The following is a 19,193-nucleotide window of genomic DNA, read 5'->3' on the forward strand; positions in this document are numbered from 1 at the left end:
TCCGTCCTGTGAATCTGGTGACAGACTCCCCACGTGCGGATGTCCTACAGTCATCGGATGCCTGGCACACCCCGTTGGACCTGCGTCCTCCTCGACGTCGACGGCACCGTCGTCGACTCCGCCGCAGTCGTCGTGCAGAGTTTCCGGGAGACTCTCGCACAGCTCGACCGACCCGTTCCCGACGACACGACCCTCAACCGCTTCGTCGGCCCGCCCCTGTGGACCTCCTTCGGGGAGCTCGGTCTGGAGGACCGGGCACTCGAGGCCGCCGTACGCCTGTACCGCGAGATCTACTCCGCCCTCTTCCTCGACCCGTTGCTCTTCCCCGGCGTCGAGGAACTGCTCCGGGACCTCCACGCGGCGGGCCTCCCCCTGTCGACGGCCACCTCCAAACAGGAGCCCATGGCACGCGCCCAGCTCGAACACCTGGGGCTCGCCCCCCTCTTCACGGTCGTCGCGGGAGCCACCCCGGACCCGTCGAGCACCAAGGCCACCGTGATCGCCTCCGCCCTCGCCCGCCTGGAGGAGGCCGGCACCGACATCTCGCGCCCGGTCCTGCTGGGTGACCGCAGGTGGGACGTGGAGGGTGCCCACACCGTCGGGATCCCCGTGATCGGCGCCGGTTGGGGGTACGCGGAGGCCGGGGAACTCGCGGGGGCCGACGCGGTGGCGGACGACGTCGCCTCGGCGCGTGATCTCCTGCTCGGGAGCGCTCCCGCCTAGGCTGGGCCCAGAGGAAGGGAGATCCCATGGACGACGACAGCTCCGAACGACCGCTCTCACTGTCCAGGCTCGGTCGCGGAATGGACCGGCTGCTGCGCAGTGCGAAAGGCTCCACGCAGCACCGTGAGCCGCTCCCGGCCTCCGCGACGGTCTCCGCGGGACAGGGCACGAGCCATGCCACCGCCCGCACGGCCCCCCGCCTCATGGGCTCGTCGCGGCCCTCCACCTCCCGCTTCGTCCAGACGACGGACACACGTCGCAACGGCGACCTCCCCGCGTGGCTGCGCAAGGCCGGGCTCGGGTCCTGGGCCCTCATCGGCCTGGTCATCGTCATCTCCGCGAGCGTCTTCGCCCTGGCGCGCGTCTCCGCGGTGTTCACGGCGATGTTCGTGGCACTGCTGCTCACGGCGATCCTCAACCCGGTCGTGAACCTCCTGGACCGGTGGGTCAACCGGTGGGTCGCCGTACTGGTCGCCCTGCTCGGGTTCTTCGGTCTGTTCATGGGTCTCATGACCCTGGTCGTGACCTCGGTGGTCGGGCAGTGGCCGAAACTGACGGACCAGTTCGGCAACGGCATCGACATCATCATCGACTTCCTGCGCTCCACCCCCTTCCACATCACCCTCACCCAGGAGGACGTGAGCACCTGGCTCGACCAGATGGTCGACAACGCCCAGTCCTACCTCGCCACGAACTGGAGCCGCCTCGCCGGGGACCTCCTCTCCAATGTGTCCAGCGTGGCCCTGGCATTCACGGTGATGGCGCTGTCGGTCTTCGTGACGGTGTTCTTCCTCCATTCGGGCACGGGCATGTGGAGATGGTTCCTCAACATGCTCCCGGCACGTCGGCGCGACAACACCCACCGTGCCGCCTCGGCGGGCTGGTACACCTTCTCCGGGTACGCCCGGGGCACGATGATCATCGCCGCCACCGACGGCATCCTGGCGGGGGTGTTCCTGCAGCTCCTCCGGGTGCCCGTCGCTCCCGCGCTCGGCGTCCTGGTGTTCATCGGTGCCTTCATCCCCCTCATCGGCGCACCCACCGCCATGGTCGTGGCGATGGTCGTCGCGCTCGCAGCGGACGGCATCCTCAAGGCAGCCATCGTGGGCCTCGGCATCGCAGCGATCGGCCAGCTGGAGGGACACATCCTCCAACCGCTGATCATGGGCCACCAGGTCTCACTGCACCCCGTCGTCGTCGGTGTCGGCGTGGCCGTCGGTACCTTCACCGCAGGGCTCCTCGGAGCCGTCATCGCCATTCCGATCATCGGTGTCATCTGGGCCGTCTTCGCGGAGCTCCACGAACCGGACCCACCCATCGAGGGCCCGTTGCCCGACTACCTGGGCGCCCGCAAGAGGGCGCGCAACGCGGACTGAGGACCCGACGGCACCCGACCCGCCCCTCCGCGGGGAGGGTCAGCGGCGCCCGAGGGAGGCAACCGTCGGCAGCGTCGTGTCCGGGGTGCGCCGCGTGGTGAGTTCCCGGACCCGCTGACCGATCGTCGCCGCGATGCCCACGGCGTCCAACCCCAGTTCCACCTGGATGGCGGACCTGCGTGCCTGGGAGAGGTAGCTCCTGGGGATCCCCAGGGTGAGGACCGGGACGTCGGCGCCCTCGAGTGCGTCGCGGACGGCCCAGCCGAAACCACCTTCGAGGATCCCGTCCTCCACGGTGGCGACCAGGTCGAAACCGTCCCGTGCCTTCCCCACCAGGGACTCCGGGACGGGGACGAGCCACCTGGGGTCGACCACGGTCACCTGTGTGCCCTCCACCGACAGGGCCTCCGCCGCCTCCAGGCACTCGGGCACCAAGGAGCCCGTCGCCACGAGCAGCACACGCGGGGCCACCCCGGTGTCGCCGCCCTCGTCGACCTGCGTCCCGGGACCCGTCCCGGTGCCCGGGTCCGTGTCGACGGAGGGCTCGCCGCGGCGGGGGGAGGCACCGGCAGGCTCGGAGAGGACGTCGATCCCACCCTCGCGCCTCAGGGCGGGGATCGGTGCGGGCAGGGCACCCTTGGGGTAGCGCACGACCGTGGGCGCGTCGCCCACCGCCACGGCCTCGTCGAGTTCGTCACGCAGCGTCGCCTCGTCGCGGGGGACCGCCAGCCTCAGCCCGGGAACCACCTGCAGCATCGAGATGTCCCACATGCCGTTGTGGGAGGCGCCGTCGTCCCCGGTGATCCCGGCGCGGTCGAGCACGAAGGTCACTCCCGCCCGGTGGAGTCCGACGTCCATGAGGACCTGGTCGAAGGCGCGGTTGAGGAAGGTCGCATAGACCGCGAAGACGGGGTGGGCACCCGCGAAGGCCATGCCTGCCGCGGAGGTGACCGCGTGCTGCTCGGCGATGCCGACGTCGACCACCCGTCCGGGGAACTCCCGGGCCATGGGCCCCAGGCCCACCGGCAGCATCATGGCCGCCGTGAGTCCGACGACGTCCTCACGCCCACGGGCGATGCGCACGATCTCGTCGGCGAAGACGCTGGTCCACCCGAAGCGCGCCGGGGCCACCGGCAGTCCGGTCTCGGGGTGGATGCGCCCCACGGCGTGGAAGCGGTCGGCGATGTCCTCCTCGGCGGGGGTGTAGCCGCGGCCCTTCTCCGTGAGCACGTGCACGATGACCGGCTGGTGCAGCGCCCGGGCACGGGCCAGCGCGGTCTCCAGGGCGACCTCGTCGTGACCGTCGAAGGGACCCAGGTACTTCAGGCCCAGGTCCTCGAACATCACCTGGGGCGCCAGGACGTCCTTGACACCCGCCTTGAGGCCGTGGAGGGCATCGTAGGCCGCACGACCCGGGTCGCCCATGGACAGCAGGGTCCGCTTGCCCCAGGCCAGGGTGCGCTCGTACTGCTGGGAGGTGCGCAGGGCATCCAGGTGGTGCGCGATCCCGCCGATCGTCGGGGCGTAGGAACGGCCGTTGTCGTTGACGACGATGACGAGGTTGCGCTCGGGCGAGGCGGCGATGTTGTTGAGGGCCTCCCAGGCCATGCCCCCGGTGAGCGCTCCGTCCCCGATGACGGCCACCGTGGTCACGGTGGAACCCTGCCGCTGCTTCTCCCGTGAGATGCCGTCCGCCCAGGACAGGGACGTGGAGGCGTGGGAGTTCTCCACGACGTCGTGGGGCGACTCCGCACGGGAGGGGTAGCCGGAGATGCCGCCCGCCTGGCGCAGGTGGGAGAAGTCCTGGCGGCCCGTGAGGAGCTTGTGGACGTAGGCCTGGTGCCCGGTGTCGAACACGAGGACGTCGCGCGGGGAGTCGAAGACGCGGTGCAGGGCGATCGTCAGTTCGACCACCCCGAGGTTCGGCCCCAGGTGCCCACCGGTGCGTGAGACCGAGGAGATCAGGTAGCGGCGGATCTCGCCCGCGAGGTCGACGAGTTCCCCGGGGGTGAAGGCGCGGAGGTCACGTGGCTCGTGCACACGGGAGAGCAGGGGCAGCTCGTCGGCACTGTCGGGAAGGACCATGGCGTTGATTCTAGTGGCCCGGCGTCGCGCGCGGCCTCCGGGACGCCCTCGTGCCCCCGGGGCCGGGGACTGGCCCGGCGTCTGGACGGGTGAACGCGTCGGGGACGCCCTCGTGCCCCGGGGTCGGGGACGGCGGCCGTGCGCCCTGCCGGGTCACTTCCCCGGCCCGGCCCCCGCGGCCCGCGCTCCGGTGGGCGGAAGCGGGACGCCCGTGCACCGGGGCAGGGAGTCGCGACTAGGATCGGTGCAAGCGGCGTGCACCGCGCGCCGGAACGTCCCCGGATCCGAAGAGGTGCTCCATGTCCTCAGCAGTCGCCCCCTACGGAGAGTGGGACTCGCCCATCAACGGCGAGTCCTTCACAGCGCGCAGCGTCACCCTCTCCCAGGTCCGTGTCGACGGGCCCGACACCTACTGGGTGGAGGGACACCCCAAGGAGGACGGCCGCGGGGTCCTGCTGCGACGTGACGCGCTGGGCCAGACCTCGGAGGTGCTGCCGCTCCTCGACGGCGTCAGGCTGGTGGACGTGCGCACGCGGGTGCACGAGTACGGCGGTCGGGCCTATGCCGTCCTGGGCGGCCTCATCGTCTTCTCCGACGGTTTCGACGGACGCGTCTACCGCTTCGACACCAGGGCCCCCAGCCGTGGGCTCGTGCCCCTGACCCCACTGTCCCGGGTGCGCTACGGCGACTTCGAGATCGACGAGGTCCGCGGCATCGTCTACGCGGTGGCCGAGGACCACTCCGCCCCCGGCGAACCCGTCAACACCCTGGTCGCCATCCCCCTGGACGGCCTGGCCGGGCGCGATGCGTCCGCGCTGGCCACTGTCTTCTCCGGGACGGACTTCGTCGAGGCGCCCTCCGTCTCCCCTGACGGGACGAAGCTGGCCTGGCTGACCTGGAACCACCCGGACATGCCGTGGACCCGGTCACAGTTGCACGTCGCCACCCTGGGATTCGGGGGCGAGCTGCGCACGAGCATCACGCTGGTCGACCGCCCCGACGTGTGCGTCTACGAACCGCGCTGGACACTGGACGGGGACCTCATCCACGTCGACGACTCGACGGGATGGGCCAACCTCTACCGCACCGAGGGGTTCGTGTGGCGCGACGGCGAGGAGGCGGACGCCTGGACGACGCGCCTGCGCACGCGTCCCCTGCACCCGGGACGCCAGGCGTTCTCGCACCCCCACTGGCGCCTCGGCCTGCACTCCTACGACAACTTCGACCATGACCACCTGATCTGCTCCTGGGCCGAGGACCTGACCTGGCACATCGGCACCGTGCGACTCGACAACGGACTGGAGGAGGAGTGGGCCACCGGCTGGTGGCCCATCGGCAACGTCGCCTCCACCGAGGGTCGTGTCGTCATGCTGGCCGACTCCGCCACCCACGCGCCGGCCATCGTGGAGGTCAAGGACGGTGCGACGCGCGTCGTGCGCCCCTCGACGGAGGCGGAGGTCTCCCCCGACATGGTCTCCTGTGCCCAGCTCCTCAGTTGGGAGACGACCGACGGGGACACCTCCCACGGCTTCTACTACCCACCCGTCAACTCCAGCTTCCGGGCACCCACGGGTGACCTCCCCCCGTTGATCGTCAACGTGCACGGGGGGCCGACCTCGGCCTCGCGCCCGGGCCTCGACGTCTCCCGCCAGTTCTGGACCACGCGTGGCTTCGCGGTGCTCGACGTGAACTACCGCGGCTCCACCGGCGCCGGGAGGGACTACCGGGAGCGCCTGAACGGACACTGGGGCGTCATGGACGTCGACGACTGCGCCACGGGGGCCCAGCACCTCATCTCGCGCGGTCTCGTGGACCCGGCCCGCGTGGCCATCAGGGGCGCCTCGGCCGGCGGCCTCACGGTCCTGCAGGCCCTCGCCACGACGGATGTCTTCACGGCCGCCACCTGCCTGTACGGCGTCTCGGACCTGCGCGCCCTGCTGCGGGAGACGCACAAGTTCGAGTCCCAGTACGCCTTCCGACTCGTCGGCTCGTGGGACCTGTCGGACCCGGTCTGGGACGAGCGCTCCCCCATCCGGCACGTGGACGCGATCCAAGCCCCGCTCCTGCTGCTCCAGGGTGAGGACGACCACGTGGTCCCGCCCTCGCAGACACGCTCCCTCCACGACGCCCTGCGCGACGCCGGCCACCCCGTGGCCATGGTGACCTTCGAGGGAGAGGGCCACGGGTTCCGGAAGGCCGCGACCATCCGCACCGCATGGGCCACCGAGCTCGGTTTCTACGGACAGGTCTGGGGTCTGTCCACCCTCGGTGGTGTCGACGTGCAGATCGAGAACGCCTGAGCGACCGCTCATCCCTCGGAGTCCCCCGTCGTGCCGGTCGCGGCGGGGGACTTCCCCGTCGAGCCCCACCCTCGGTCTCCCCCTATGCTGGAGGTCACAATGACGCCCGCCACGGGGGCTGCCGGCCCGCGTGCGGAGTGACCACTCGGCAATGGGGGAGGGTGCATGCGGGTCATCGTGCACGAGTTCATGTCCCTGGACGGCGTGGTCCAGGGTCCCGGCGCCCCGGACGAGGACACCGACGACGGCTTCGCCCAGGGTGGGTGGATCCTCCCCTTCGTGCAGCACTCCGGATGGGGCGACGTCATCGACCGCTGGTTCGAGCGTGCCGACAGGATCCTCCTCGGGCGCCGCACGCACGACATCATGCGGCCCTTCTGGACGGACAGGGACCAGGGCAGCAACGTCGCCGCAGCGGCACTGCGAGCGGCGCCGAAGTACGTCATCAGCACCACGACGTCCTCCTCGACCTGGGAGAACACCCGGGTCATCGCCGAGAAGCCCTGCGAGGTCGTCAGTCAGCTGCGGGACATGCCCGGCGGTGAGCTCCAGGTGCACGGTTCCTGGCAGGTCGTCTCAGCCCTGCAACGCGCCGACCTGGTCGACGAGTACCGCCTGATCGTCTTCCCCATCGTCCTGGGCAACGGCAAACGCGTCTTCCCGCAGGGATGCCCACCCATCCGCTTCGGCGAGGCGACCTCGGAGTGGTTGGGCCACGGGATCACGTACCGCAGGTTGGCAGTGGCGGGGCGCGGACCCGTGCTCCCCCGGCGTGGCAACACCGGCGGGAGCGCCGTCCTCCGCGCGATCGGATAGCAGTTCTGCCACATTCCATCGCATGAGTGCGACATCAGGAGCAGTCCCGACAGCCCCCGCCATCGTCGCGACGGACGTCCGCAAGTCCTATGCCGGGACGACCGTCCTCGACGGCGTCGACGTCCGCCTCGGCGCCGGTGAGATCCTCGCAGGCTTCCTCCCCCGGGACGGTGGCGAGGTCCGGGTCCTCGGCCAGGATCCCGCGCGCGAGGCCGGACCCCACTGGCGCGCCCGCATCGGCATGGCCATCCAGGTCGGTCGCGACCACCCCAAGTGGCGGGTCAGGGAGTTCCTCGCCTGGGTGCACGCCCACTACCCTGCCGACTCCCGTCCGCGCGACGTCGACGACCTGCTCACCACCTTCGGTCTCTCCGGTCATGCCCACAGGTCGGTGCTCACCCTCTCCGGCGGCCTGAGGCGTCGTCTCGACCTCGCTGCCGCCGTCGTGGGCCGACCGGAGCTCCTCATCCTCGACGAGCCCACCACCGGTCTGGACCCCTCCGCCCGACGGGCCGTCCACGACCTCGTCGTGGACCAGGTGGAGTCGGGGTCCTCACTGCTGCTCACCACCCACGACCTCGCCGAGGCCGAGCGCCTGGCCGACCGCATCCTCATCCTGGACCACGGGCGCGTCGTGGCCCAGGGGTCCCCCGACGAGCTCCGCCGATCCGTCGAGGGACAGGCCGAGATCACCTGGACCTCCGGGGGCAGGCGTCACCTGCACGTCTCCGCCGCACCGGAGGACTTCCTGCGTGAGCTCCTCACGGCCGGGGACGTCTCCGGCCTGGAGATCCACCGCCCGACCCTGGAGGACGCCTACCTCCGCCTGGTCACCCCCGGCCAGGACGGGGCCCACCCCCACCCGGGCAGCCTGCACCCGCACCCCGCCACCACCGATGAGGAGACCGGACGATGAGCACCCACTCCCCCACTGCACGTGCAGCACTGCTCCAGGCGCGTGCCGAGCTGCGCATCAGCTTCCTCACCCCCGCCTTCCTGGCCCAACTCATCGGTCCCGTCCTGCTCGTGGGCATCCTCTGGTTCGTCATGCGTGACTCCACCCTGCCGGCCGGGGGCATCGGCCCCGGAGCGTTCGCGCTGGTCGGAGCCCTCGGTGCCTTCGGCTCCCTGGGTGCCTTCGAGCTGCTCTCGGAGATGTACACGGAGCGCACCGACGGCACCCTCCTGCGTCTGCGCATGGTCCCGGGAGGGACACGGTCCTGGATGCTCGGCAAGACCGTGTCCTGCGGTGTGGTGACCCTCTTCGCCGTCCTCGTCTCCCTGGTGGGCGGGGCGTTGGTCTTCCCCGACCTCGTCCCCGAGTCACCGCTGCGCGTCCTCGGCCTCCTCGCCGCCGTCGTCGTGGCCTACCTGGTGTTCCTGCCCTTCGGTGCCATCCTCGGCACCCTGCTGCGCACCGCGTGGGGACTCATGCTGGCCATGCTGGGCTTCTACGCCTTCTTCGGTGCCTCCGGCACGGTGTTCTCCCCGCTCGTCTACCCGGAACCCGTGCAGTGGCTGGTCGCGGTGACCCCGTTCTACTGGAGTGCCCACGTGGCCCGCTGGGCCCTCCTGCCGGCGGACGCCGGGGCTGCGGAGCTCACCGGTACCTTCCAGCCACTCCTCGGTCTCGGTGTCCTGCTGGTGTGGGCCGTGGTCGGCTACCTGCTCGCCCCGCGCGTCCTCCTGCGCGGCATCCGACGTGAGACCGTGGGTGCGCTCACCGCCTCACGCGAGAGGATCGCCCAGAAGGGCTACGTGTGAGCACCGGGGAGCACGTCCACAACAGGCTGGCGGTGCTGCGCGCCGACCGTGGGGTCACACGGCGTCAGCTCGCCGATGCCCTGGGCATCCACTACCAGACCATGGGCTACCTCGAGCGCGGTGAGTACGCACCCTCGCTGCACCTGGCGCTGCGCATCGCCCGGTGGTTCGACGTGCCCGTGGAGTCCGTCTTCTCACTGGAGGAGTTCCCCCCGCTCAGGTGAGTGCGCCCGCACGCGGTCCCCGCGCCGTGTGCGGAGCCGCCCTCGCACGCGTTCCACGACCCCGCGGGAGGGCTGGGCGTGGGTCCCCGACCGGCGTGGTGCGGAGCCGCCCTCGTACGCGGACCCCCACGGCAAGGGGAACGGGGCCCGTCGGGGGGGATGCGAGCGCCGGAGACGGCGGGAACGTGACCGGGCCGCCCCCGCGGTGTCGACGAGGGCGGCCCGGATGCCGCGGAGAGGCGGTGTGCTCTCAGTGCGAGGCGACCAGCTGGCGCAGCACGTACTGGAGGATGCCACCGTTGCGGTAGTAGTCGGCCTCACCGGGTGTGTCGATGCGCACGACCGCGTCGAACTCGATGTCCTCGGCACCGGGACGGGAGGCCCGCACGTGGACGGTCCGCGGGGTCTCACCCTCGTTGAGGGCGGTGATGCCCGTGATGTCGAAGACCTCGGTGCCGTCCAGCCCCAGGGTGTCGCGCGTCTCCCCCTCGGGGAACTGGAGGGGCAGGACGCCCATCCCGATGAGGTTCGAGCGGTGGATGCGCTCGAAGCTCTCCGTGATGACGGCGCGCACGCCCAGCAGAGAGGTGCCCTTCGCAGCCCAGTCGCGCGAGGACCCGGAGCCGTACTCCTTGCCGCCGAGCACCACCAGCGGCGTGCCACGGTCCAGGTAGCTCTGGGCCGCGTCGTAGACCGGCACGACGGGGGCGTCGTCCTGGGTGAAGTCGCGGGTGAAGCCACCCTCGACCCCGGGGACGATCTCGTTGCGGATGCGGATGTTGGCGAAGGTCCCCCGGATCATCACCTCGTGGTTGCCGCGCCGTGAGCCGTAGGAGTTGAAGTCGCGTCGCTCCACGCCGTGCTCCACCAGGTAGCGTCCGGCGGGTGTCTCCGGCTTGAAGGAACCCGCCGGGGAGATGTGGTCGGTGGTCACCGAGTCGCCGAGCTTGAGCAGCACCCGGGCGCCGCGGATGTCGGTGACGGGCTCGGGGTCGGCGGGCATGCCGTCGAAGTAGGGGGGACGGCGCACGTAGGTGGAGTCCTCGTCCCAGGCGAAGGTGTCACCCTCCGGCGTCTGGAGTCCCCACCAGCGTTCGTCGCCGGCGAAGACGTCCGCGTAGTCCTTCTCGAACATGGACCGGTCCACGGTCGCGTCGATGGTGGCCTGGACCTCGGCGGCGTCGGGCCAGATGTCCGCCAGGTACACGTCCCGGCCCTCCTGGTCCTTCCCCAGTGGCTCATGGGCGAAGTCGTGGTCCATGGTGCCCGCCAGGGCGTAGGCGATGACCAGCGGCGGGGAGGCCAGGTAGTTCATCTTGACGTCGGGGTTGATGCGACCCTCGAAGTTGCGGTTGCCCGACAGGACCGAGACCACGGCCAGGTCGTGGTCGTTGACCGCACGGGAGACCGGCTCCGGCAGGGGTCCCGAGTTGCCGATGCACGTGGTGCACCCGTACCCGACGAGGTTGAATCCCAGGGCGTCCAGGTCCCCCCACAGCCCGGCCTTCTCGAAGTAGTTGGTGACGACCTTCGACCCGGGTGCCAGGGAGGTCTTGACCCACGGCTTCGTGCGCAGCCCCCGGCGGACCGCGTTGCGGGCCAGGAGACCTGCAGCCAGCATGACGGAGGGGTTGGAGGTGTTCGTGCAGGAGGTGATGGAGGCGATGGCCACGTCCCCGTGGTCGAGGCGGGTGTGGGTGCCGTCCTCCATGGTGACGGGCACGAGCCGGTGGGGCCGCCCGTCATCGAGGGTGGCGTGCCCGGTGGGCGCGCCATTGGTGTCGGAGATGTCTCCTTCGACCGGGTCGGAGGCCGGGAAGGTGTCCTCCAGCGCGTCGTCGAGTTCGGAGCCGTCCTCGGCATTGCCGTCGTCGACGTAGTCCACCACGGCCTCCCGGAAGGCGGCCTTGGAGGAGGAGAGCTCGATGCGGTCCTGGGGGCGCTTCGGGCCCGCGATGGAGGGGACGACGGTGGAGAGGTCGAGCTCGAGGTACTCGGAGTAGACGGGCTCGTGGGAGGGGTCGTGCCAGAGACCCTGTTCCTTGGCGTAGGCCTCCACGAGGGCGACCCGCTCCTCGTCCCGGGCGGTGAGGCGCAGGTAGTCCAGCGTGACCTCGTCGATGGGGAAGATCGCGGCGGTGGAACCGAACTCCGGGGACATGTTGCCGATGGTGGCCCGGTTGGCCAGCGGCACCGCACCGACGCCGTCACCGTAGAACTCGACGAACTTGCCGACCACTCCGTGGCGTCGCAGCATCTGGGTGATGGTGAGCACGACGTCGGTGGCGGTGGCGGCGGGCGGGATGGTGCCCGAGAGCTTGAAGCCGACCACGCGGGGGATCAGCATGGACACGGGCTGGCCGAGCATGGCGGCCTCCGCCTCGATGCCGCCCACTCCCCACCCGAGCACGCCCAGGCCGTTGACCATGGTGGTGTGGGAGTCGGTGCCCACACAGGTGTCCGGGTAGGCGACGACACTGCCGTCGGCCTCGTCGCGGGTGAAGACCGTGCGGGCGAGGTACTCGATGTTGACCTGGTGGACGATGCCCGTCCCCGGCGGGACGACGCGGAAGTTCTCGAAGGCTCCCTGCCCCCAGCGCAGGAACTGGTAGCGCTCGCCGTTGCGCTCGTACTCCCGGTCGACGTTGCGTTCGAAGGCGTCCGGGGTGCCGAAGACGTCGATCTGGACCGAGTGGTCGATGACCATCTCGGCCGGTGCCAGGGGGTTGATGCGGGTCGGGTCGCCACCGAGTTGGGCGACGGCCTCACGCATGGTGGCGAGGTCGACGATGCAGGGCACGCCGGTGAAGTCCTGCATGACGACGCGCGCGGGCGTGAACTGGATCTCGGTGTCGGGTTCGGCCTGCGGGTCCCAGGCGGCAAGTGCGCGGATCTGGTCGGCGGTGACATTGGCGCCGTCCTCGGTCCGCAGGAGGTTCTCGGCGAGGACCTTGAGGGAGTAGGGCAGTCGCTCCAGCCCCTCGACCGCGTCGAGCCGGTGGATCGTGTAGGTCCGCTCCCCCACGTCCAGGGTGGAGCGGGCGCCGAAGCTGTCGAGCGTGGACATGTGTCCTCCTGTCGGACGGGTCGTTGCGTCGGCGGCACTGCCGGCACGGCTGATCTCTCGATATCAAGATATCTGTTGGGGAACGCCGCCGCAACTCGGAACGCCGCCCGGCGAGCACCTCCCACGGAGCAGGACGGGCGCGGAGCTCCGCACCCCCACTCCCCCGGCGGCGCACCCCCGTCCGGACCCCGCACCGCGCCCCTGCCGCTGCCGCGGAACGCTGCCGACGTGGACGGCCCCGGGAAGCGCAATCGGGATCGACGAGGGGGACTCCGAAGCCCCACCGGGAGTGACCCACCAGCAGCACGACGCGCACGGCAGGGCGGACTTCGGGGCCCCAACTGNAAGAGCCCGAAAGCTTTTCCCAGTGCAAGGTTGCCTGCCTCAAGCATCCGGATCTGCTCATCGCGACGCGCCAACTCCGCCGCATGAGCGACCTCCACGGCCTTCAGTTCCTTCTCATGGCGGGCGCGCTCACCTTCCAACGCCCGCTCCGCATCAAAGGCCCGTTTCGTCATGTCCGAGACCCTACTGGAAGACCTCGGCACCAGCCCACGCTCCATGTCCCCACTGATGAACGCCTTCCTCCACCGGTGAAACTGCGCCCTCGTAAACGGCTTCCCCTCCAGCCATCCTTCCTTGCTCCCCTGAGGCAAATCCAAGTACTCCCACACATAGCCCCTGATCTCCTCACTCGAAAACCCCGGCGTCAAACTCATCGAACCACTCCTCCTCAACAGGAGTGACTCACACCCAGCCTGACACGCACGGCTGAGCGGACTTCGAGCCCGGAACTGAGCGGACTTCGAGGCCGGAACAGAGCGGACTTCGCCGGGGGTGGGTCAGGGGCGGGTGAGGACCGCGACGAACTCCAGGTGGTGGGTGTGGGGGAAGAGGTCCCAGGCCTCCAGGGTCCCCAGCGTGTACCCGCCCTCGACCAGTGCCCGGAGGTCGCGGGCCCCCGCGGCCGGATCACAGGAGACGAGGACGACGCGCGGTGCGCCGACCTCCACCAGGGCACGGGTGACCTCACGACCCGCTCCGGACCGTGGCGGGTCCAGCACGACGACGTCGGGCCGGGCCCCCAGCTCGGTGGCGAGTTCCCCCACGCCCTCGGCGTCGACGGACCCCACGAAGGTCTCCGCCCAGTCACGGCCGTCCAGGTTGGCCGAGGCGTCCGCGACCGCGCCCTCGTCCCCCTCGAGGCTGAGGACACGGCCCCCGGGACCCGTCGCATCGGCCAGGACACGGGTGAAGAGGCCCGCACCGGAGTAGAGCTCCGCCACACGGGCACCCGGAGCCACGGCCGCACCCCGGGAGACGGCGTCCGCCAGCACCTCCGCGCCGCGCACATGGGTCTGCCAGAAGCCCTCCGGCCGCACGGCGTAGGAGAGGGACGTCCCCTCCGCGCCGACCGTCCAGGTGAGTGGGTGGCCGGGGATCCGCTCGCGGGCGGCGTCGTACACGCCGCGGGGGGTGACGACCACGGGCTCGCCCCCGGTGGGTGCCACCACGCGCACCCGGTCACCGGGTTGCCACACCTCACCCCAGGCGGAGTCCCCGAAGAGCCCCAGCGCCGAGATCGCGGGGACCGCGAGTGGCATCTGGTCCAGGGCGATGACCTCACGTCCCCGGTACCGGTGCATGCCGGCGTGGCCGTCCCCGTCGATGACCAGCTCGATGCGGGTGCGCCGACCGAGCAGGGCGTCGTCCGCGTCCTCGTCCCCGGGCGCGGGCAGGACGGAGACCCCACCGAGGTCCGCGACCCGGGTGGCGAGTTCCTCCCCGCCGACCCGGCGCAGCTGACCACGGAGGACGTCCTCCTTCCAGCGGCGCTGGGCCACGGGGCGCACGTGTGCGAGCTCCCCGCCACCCACGCCACCGGGGCCCGCCTGGGGCCACACCGAGGGCACGCGGTCCGGGGACGCCTCCAGGACCTCCTCGACATCCGCCCAGGCCAGGGTGTTGCGTGTGGAGGTCACCCGGGCACGGACCCTCTCGCCGGGCAGCCCGTGGCGGACGAAGACCACCCGACCGTCGGCGTCCCGGGCCACGCAGGCACCGCCGTGCGCGGGCTCCCCCAGTGTCAGTTCGAGCACCTCCCGGTCCGCGGGGTCGATGCGTGCCCCGCTCCTGCGGTGCCTGTCTGATCGGGGTGGGCGTCGTCTCATGGGGTTTCCTCGGACTCCTGTCCTGTGCTGGCGTCTGGCGCCTCGGGTCTCTTGAAGGGGTCGTTGACCAACTGGTGACCGACCACCTCGTCATCCTCGCCCAGTTTCCACGGAACGGTCGTGATCACCACGCCGGGGATGCCGAGGAGGGCCTGTCGCATGCGCACCGCGGTCTGGTTGTGCATGGCGTTCTCCCACCAGTGCGACACCAGGAACTGGGGCACGTAGACGACCACCATCTCGCCGGGCGAGCGGCGGCGCTGGTGACGGATGTGTCCCACCACGACCTGGGTGATGTCCCGGAACGGCGAGGAGAGCAGCGTCAGGGGGACGGGGAGTCCGGACTCCTCCCACTCCTGGAGCATCTTGTGCTCCTCGCGCTCATCCGTGACGACGGAGACCAGTTCCAGGGAGGAGGGCGAGGAGGCGCGGGCCGTGGCCACCGCACGCATGGCGGGGCGGGCGAGGTTGGAGATGAGCACGATGGCGTGGACCCGGGAGGGCAGGGCGCGTCCCGCGGAGTAGTCCTCCACCCTCAGCTGGCTGCGCACCGTGTCGTAGTGGTGGCGGATGCCCTTCTGGACCACGAAGACGACCCCCATCATGATCAGTGTGATCCATGCCCCGTGGGTGAACTTGGTGAGCAGCACGATCACCAGGACAACGCCGGTGAGCCCGAACCCCACGACGTTCACGGCACGGGATCGGAGCACGCGGAAACGCTCGGGTCCGGTCTGGGGGCGCCGCAGGGCACGATTCCAGTGTCGGATCATGCCGAGTTGGGACAGTGTGAAGGACACGAAGACGCCGACGATGTAGAGCTGGATCAACCGCGTGACGGAGGCGTTGAAGGCCACCACCAGCACGATGGCCGCCAGGGACAGCACCACGATCCCGTTGGAGTAGGAGAGTCGGTCCCCTCGCTTGTAGAGCTGGCGCGGCAGGAAGGCATCCCGGGACAGCACGGACGCCAATGTGGGGAAACCATTGAAGGCGGTGTTCGCGGCCAGGACCAGGATCAGGCCCGTGACCACGGTGACCAGCAGGAACAGGGGCGAGCCCTGCCCGAAGACCGTGGCGGCCAGCTGCCCGATCACCGGGTCCACGTGCACATCGGCTCCCACCGCATGCCCGTCCAGGGTCAGTTGGGTGGCCGGGTCGTCGACGATGCGTACCCCGGCCTCGCGGGCAAGGAACAGGATCGACATGAGCATCGTCGCGGCAATCGCACCGAGCATGGCCAGTGTCGCCGCGGCGTTGCGGGACTTCGGCCGCCGGAAGACGGGGACACCGTTGGAGATGGCCTCCACCCCGGTCAGGGCCGCACATCCCGAGGAGAAGGCCCTCATGAGCAGGAAGGCGCCTCCCAGCCCCACCAGGCCCGAGGCGTGGTCAGGTGTGGGCACGACCTCGTACTGCGCCGTCGGCGCCGCACCCAGGTTTCCGCTGGCCAATTGGACCATTCCGACCACGGCCAACAACCCGATGGCGAACATGTAGAGGTAGGCGGGAACCGCGAAGGCGCCGCCCGCGTCACGCAACCCCCGCAGGTTGAGCACGGAGAGGATGACGATCAGGGTGACCGCAATGGGAACCTCGCGTCCCGCCAGGGAGGGAACCGCTGTGGTCAGGTAGTGGGCACCCGAGGAGATGGAGACCGCAACCGTCAGGATGTAGTCCACCAGAAGTGCGGAGGCGACGAACAGACCTGCGGTGGGACCCAGGTTCGTGGAGACGACCTCGTAGTCCCCGCCCCCCGACGGGTAGGCGTGGACGGTCTGACGGTAGGACAGGACCACGACGACCAGCACGACCACGACGGCCAGGCCGATCCACAGTGACTGGCCCACGGCCAGGCCTCCGGCCAACGCCAGGGTGAGGAGGACCTCATCGGGGGCGTAGGCCACCGAGGAGAGCGCGTCGGAGGCGAACACCGGGAGGGCGATGCGTTTGGGCAACAGCTGTCCGCCCACGGAGTCCGACCTCATGGGTCGCCCGATGAGCACCCTCTTGAGGCGGTCGATGGCATCCTGCACGGTGGCCAAGCGTACCCGCCGTCGTGCCACGTGAGTACCCCGGGAGGTCGCGGTGCGGGTAGCGTGGCCCCGTGCACTTCGTCATCATGGGATGCGGCAGGGTCGGGGCCATGATCGCCTCCGCCCTCGACGGGGACGGTCACTCCGTCTCGGTCATCGACTCAGACCCCCAGTCCTTCCGTCGGCTCCCCGCGGACTTCTCCGGACGCCGGGTCACCGGACTGGGCATGGACCGTGACGCCCTGCGCCAGGCGGGCATCAAGGACGCCTACGCCTTCGCGGCCGTCGCCAACGGGGACAACTCCAACATCATCGCCGCCCGGGTGGCACGTGAGACCTTCCACGTCGAGCGGGTCGTCGCCCGCATCTACGACCCGACGAGGGCGGCCGTGTACGAGCGCCTGGGGATCCCCACCGTGGCGACCGTCCGCCGCACCTCCGAGGCGGTGATGCGCTGGCTGATGCCCCCCGACGCCGATGTGGTGTGGGCCCACCCCACCGGCCTGGTGTCGCTGGTGGCCGTCATGCCGGTGCCCAGCTGGTACGGCACCTCCTTCCCGGTGGTCGAGGAGCTCACGGGCCAGCGGCTCGCCTTCGTCTCACGCCTGGGCGTCATCCAGCCGGCCCGTCCGGAACTGGTCGTCCAGGAGCACGACGAGCTGTTCTTCGCCGTGTCCGGCACCGACCCCGTCCCCCTGCGCGACATGCTCACGCAGGCACCGAAGCTGGAGGACTGACCGTGAAGATCGTCATCGCGGGTGCGGGCTCGGTGGGCCGTTTCGTCGCCTTGGAGCTGCTGGAGCACTCCCACGAGGTCACCCTCATCGACAACCAGCCCGACCAGATGCGCGTCGCCTCCGTCGCCGACGCCGACTGGGTGCTCGCCGACGCCTGCTCCCCCGAGGACCTCGCCGACGCCGGGGTGCGCGAGGCCGACGTGCTCGTGGCGGCCACGGGTGACGACAAGGCGAACCTGGTGATCTCGCTCCTCGCGAAGGCTGAGTTCGGGGTGCCCCGCGTGCTCGCCCGCATCAACAACCCGAAGAACGAGTGGCTCTTCGACGCCTCCTGGGGCGTCGACGTCCCCGTCTCCACCCCCCGCATCATGACGGCCCTCGTCGAGGAGGCGGTCTCGAAGGGGGCACCGATCCGCCTGTTCACCTTCAACGGCGCCGACGTGTCCATGTACGCCCTCGTCCTGCCCGCGGACTCCCCCCTGGCCGGGCACCGGGTCGAGGACGTGGCGCTGCCCGGTCGGACCGTGCTCACGGCGCTCCTGCGCGACGGGCGACCGATCACACCCTCCCTGGACGACGTCCTGGAGGCGGGCGACGAGTTGCTGCTGCTGGTGCCCGACGACGACGCGGGTGCGCTGGGCAGGTTGGCGAGGCTGGTCACTCCGACACCGCCGGAGTCGGGGGCCTCCCGGGCCTGAGGTGTGACGTCGCGGGCCAGGGGCGGGCGCCACCGGCTTGGGGCGCGACCTCGCGGGCCAGGGGCGGGACCTCCCGGACGCGGGTCCGCGCAGGTGCGTCAGTGCGGGGCACCGCCGGTGTCCCCGTCGGTTCCCGATCCCGCCTCCGGGCCCTCACCGGCCGGGCGACCGTCACCGGCACCTCTCGCCGTGGCGGCACCGTCCTGCAGGTGTGCGAAGGGCCGCAGTCCCACCCAGGTCACCCAGCAGACGAGGGCGAACAGCGGCAGACCGAGCACGAGCTTGGCGACACCCAGGGCCGCGATCTCGCCGGCCCTCCACAGGGGCCACTGGACCCCCAGGCGCACCAGGAACATGGCCGTCCACACCCAGGTCAGTCCCCGTGAACGACGCCGGAAGCGCGACAGGGCGGGGTCAGTCCGCCACCCGGCAGGGAGACCCCACACCAGGGCCGCCACCGCGCCCACCGCCGCATGTCGCAGCACCTGCGAGGCCAGGAGTGCGAGGGCGAAGGCCCCCGCCGTGACCATGCCCCACGCGAAGTAGTTCTCACCCCGACCCGACAGCAGCGCCCAGACCACGCCGATGCCCACGCCCAGCAGGCCGGAGACCGCCTGTGTGAGGGCCTGACCGCGCACGAGCCGCGCCACGCAGAAGACCACGGAGAGCCCGGCCGAGGCGGCCAGGGTCCAGGCGAGGTCCCGGGTCGTGACGTAGAGGACCACGAAGACGAGACCGGGAGCCACCGACTCCACGACACCGCGCCATCCCCCCACGGTCTCCGTCACCGAGAACGTGTCGCGGTCCAGGCCGGACGCCCAGCCCGGCACCGCAGCGCGGGCCCCCGGCTCCCCCGGGACCCCTGCTCCCCCTGCCCCGTCGGTGACTCCGGACGGGTACCCGGTGTCGCGGCAGCCCTGCGGGTCGCCGCTGCTCATGCGGACCCCGGCGCCAGGAGGCGGTACAGGGGGTCGATGAGGACCAGGTGGTCGATGTGCAGGGACGCGGTGCCCTCGACCTCGAGGTGGCGCCCCACCGAGATGCCGGGGATCGCGCGCCGACCCAGCCACCGCAGTTCGATCGTCCCGGTCCCGTCGTAGAGCGTGGCGAGCAGGCGTACCGGGCCGTCCACCGGTGAGTACGTGATCGACTGCAGCACCCCGGAGACGACGACCTTGTGGCGCTCCTGCACCTCC

Annotated in this window: 14 protein-coding genes and 1 pseudogene; 9 read left to right on the forward strand and 6 right to left on the reverse strand. The window is 70.7% G+C overall.

Annotated elements, in window-relative coordinates:
• Positions 1-57: 57 nt before the first annotated feature.
• Positions 58-723 (forward strand): HAD hydrolase-like protein, encoded by a 666-nt coding sequence (locus BQ9890_RS04465; RefSeq protein WP_075889673.1) that lies wholly within the window; start codon positions 58-60, stop codon positions 721-723.
• Positions 724-749: 26 nt separating this feature from the next.
• Positions 750-2,099 carry an AI-2E family transporter gene (locus tag BQ9890_RS04470; protein ID WP_075889675.1) on the forward strand — a complete coding sequence of 450 codons (1,350 nt, stop codon included), beginning with the start codon at positions 750-752 and terminating at the stop codon, positions 2,097-2,099.
• A 39-nt stretch (positions 2,100-2,138) separates the two neighbouring features.
• Here the strand turns inward: BQ9890_RS04470 and dxs are convergent, their stop codons facing one another.
• The gene (gene dxs / locus BQ9890_RS04475; RefSeq protein WP_075889677.1) at positions 2,139-4,184 is read right to left on the reverse strand and encodes a 1-deoxy-D-xylulose-5-phosphate synthase; all 2,046 of its coding nucleotides are present in this window, start codon (positions 4,182-4,184) and stop codon (positions 2,139-2,141) included.
• Between the two features lie 299 nt (positions 4,185-4,483).
• On the opposite strand from dxs, the gene BQ9890_RS04480 reads away from it, so the two are divergent.
• The 5 genes from BQ9890_RS04480 to BQ9890_RS04500 all read left to right on the forward strand — a co-directional run bounded on the left by BQ9890_RS04480 (position 4,484) and on the right by BQ9890_RS04500 (position 9,288).
• A complete protein-coding gene (locus BQ9890_RS04480; protein ID WP_075889679.1) occupies positions 4,484-6,484 on the forward strand; it encodes an alpha/beta hydrolase family protein in 2,001 nt (666 codons plus the stop codon).
• A gap of 165 nt (positions 6,485-6,649) precedes the next feature.
• Complete coding sequence (locus tag BQ9890_RS04485; protein WP_075889681.1) at positions 6,650-7,300, forward strand: dihydrofolate reductase family protein; 651 nt, start codon at positions 6,650-6,652, stop codon at positions 7,298-7,300.
• A 22-nt stretch (positions 7,301-7,322) separates the two neighbouring features.
• Entirely contained in the window at positions 7,323-8,216 is an 894-nt protein-coding gene (locus BQ9890_RS04490; protein ID WP_075889683.1) for an ABC transporter ATP-binding protein, read from the forward strand.
• Complete coding sequence (locus BQ9890_RS04495; protein ID WP_075889685.1) at positions 8,213-9,064, forward strand: ABC transporter permease; 852 nt, start codon at positions 8,213-8,215, stop codon at positions 9,062-9,064. Before BQ9890_RS04490 ends, BQ9890_RS04495 begins: the two co-directional genes overlap by 4 nt.
• The gene (locus BQ9890_RS04500; RefSeq protein ID WP_075889687.1) at positions 9,061-9,288 is read left to right on the forward strand and encodes a helix-turn-helix transcriptional regulator; all 228 of its coding nucleotides are present in this window, start codon (positions 9,061-9,063) and stop codon (positions 9,286-9,288) included. Before BQ9890_RS04495 ends, BQ9890_RS04500 begins: the two co-directional genes overlap by 4 nt.
• 250 nt (positions 9,289-9,538) lie before the next feature.
• Here the strand turns inward: BQ9890_RS04500 and BQ9890_RS04505 are convergent, their stop codons facing one another.
• The 3 genes from BQ9890_RS04505 to BQ9890_RS04515 form a co-directional block, all read right to left on the reverse strand.
• Entirely contained in the window at positions 9,539-12,355 is a 2,817-nt protein-coding gene (locus BQ9890_RS04505; RefSeq protein WP_075889689.1) for an aconitate hydratase, read from the reverse strand.
• An 842-nt stretch (positions 12,356-13,197) separates the two neighbouring features.
• Positions 13,198-14,526 (reverse strand): class I SAM-dependent RNA methyltransferase, encoded by a 1,329-nt coding sequence (locus BQ9890_RS04510; RefSeq protein WP_075889691.1) that lies wholly within the window; start codon positions 14,524-14,526, stop codon positions 13,198-13,200.
• Positions 14,523-16,562: an APC family permease gene (locus BQ9890_RS04515; protein ID WP_407638870.1), complete on the reverse strand. Its 2,040-nt coding sequence runs from the start codon at positions 16,560-16,562 to the stop codon at positions 14,523-14,525. The genes BQ9890_RS04510 and BQ9890_RS04515 overlap by 4 nt, the downstream gene beginning before the upstream one ends.
• A gap of 86 nt (positions 16,563-16,648) precedes the next feature.
• Between BQ9890_RS04515 and BQ9890_RS04520 the strand changes: the two genes are divergently transcribed.
• Complete coding sequence (locus BQ9890_RS04520) at positions 16,649-17,299, forward strand: potassium channel family protein (protein ID WP_075892721.1); 651 nt, start codon at positions 16,649-16,651, stop codon at positions 17,297-17,299.
• A gap of 2 nt (positions 17,300-17,301) precedes the next feature.
• Positions 17,302-17,997 (forward strand): potassium channel family protein, encoded by a 696-nt coding sequence (locus tag BQ9890_RS04525; protein WP_075889693.1) that lies wholly within the window; start codon positions 17,302-17,304, stop codon positions 17,995-17,997.
• Positions 17,998-18,095: 98 nt separating this feature from the next.
• On the opposite strand, the gene BQ9890_RS15805 is transcribed toward BQ9890_RS04525, so the two are convergent.
• Both BQ9890_RS15805 and BQ9890_RS15810 read right to left on the reverse strand, forming a co-directional pair.
• Positions 18,096-18,935 carry a DUF3159 domain-containing protein gene (locus BQ9890_RS15805; protein ID WP_078062227.1) on the reverse strand — a complete coding sequence of 280 codons (840 nt, stop codon included), beginning with the start codon at positions 18,933-18,935 and terminating at the stop codon, positions 18,096-18,098.
• Positions 18,932-19,193, reverse strand: a pseudogene (locus tag BQ9890_RS15810) (OB-fold nucleic acid binding domain-containing protein); the annotation flags it as partial. The pseudogene BQ9890_RS15810 and the gene BQ9890_RS15805, both read right to left, overlap by 4 nt.

It is taken from the genome of Actinomyces provencensis (assembly GCF_900155435.1).
GTDB lineage: Bacteria > Actinomycetota > Actinomycetes > Actinomycetales > Actinomycetaceae > Pauljensenia > Pauljensenia provencensis.

Bases quoted from the DNA above. Each gene is read 5' to 3' on its own strand.
- BQ9890_RS04510 (WP_075889691.1), bottom strand. From the start codon at position 14,526: ATGAGACGACGCCCACCCCGATCAGACAGGCACCGCAGGAGCGGGGCA.
- BQ9890_RS04485 (WP_075889681.1), top strand. From the start codon at position 6,650: ATGCGGGTCATCGTGCACGAGTTCATGTCCCTGGACGGCGTGGTCCAG.
- BQ9890_RS04490 (WP_075889683.1), top strand. From the start codon at position 7,323: ATGAGTGCGACATCAGGAGCAGTCCCGACAGCCCCCGCCATCGTCGCG.
- BQ9890_RS04465 (WP_075889673.1), top strand. From the start codon at position 58: ATGCCTGGCACACCCCGTTGGACCTGCGTCCTCCTCGACGTCGACGGC.
- BQ9890_RS04495 (WP_075889685.1), top strand. From the start codon at position 8,213: ATGAGCACCCACTCCCCCACTGCACGTGCAGCACTGCTCCAGGCGCGT.
- BQ9890_RS04520 (WP_075892721.1), top strand. From the start codon at position 16,649: ATGGGATGCGGCAGGGTCGGGGCCATGATCGCCTCCGCCCTCGACGGG.
- BQ9890_RS04480 (WP_075889679.1), top strand. From the start codon at position 4,484: ATGTCCTCAGCAGTCGCCCCCTACGGAGAGTGGGACTCGCCCATCAAC.
- BQ9890_RS04505 (WP_075889689.1), bottom strand. From the start codon at position 12,355: ATGTCCACGCTCGACAGCTTCGGCGCCCGCTCCACCCTGGACGTGGGG.
- BQ9890_RS15805 (WP_078062227.1), bottom strand. From the start codon at position 18,935: ATGAGCAGCGGCGACCCGCAGGGCTGCCGCGACACCGGGTACCCGTCC.
- BQ9890_RS04470 (WP_075889675.1), top strand. From the start codon at position 750: ATGGACGACGACAGCTCCGAACGACCGCTCTCACTGTCCAGGCTCGGT.
- dxs (WP_075889677.1), bottom strand. From the start codon at position 4,184: ATGGTCCTTCCCGACAGTGCCGACGAGCTGCCCCTGCTCTCCCGTGTG.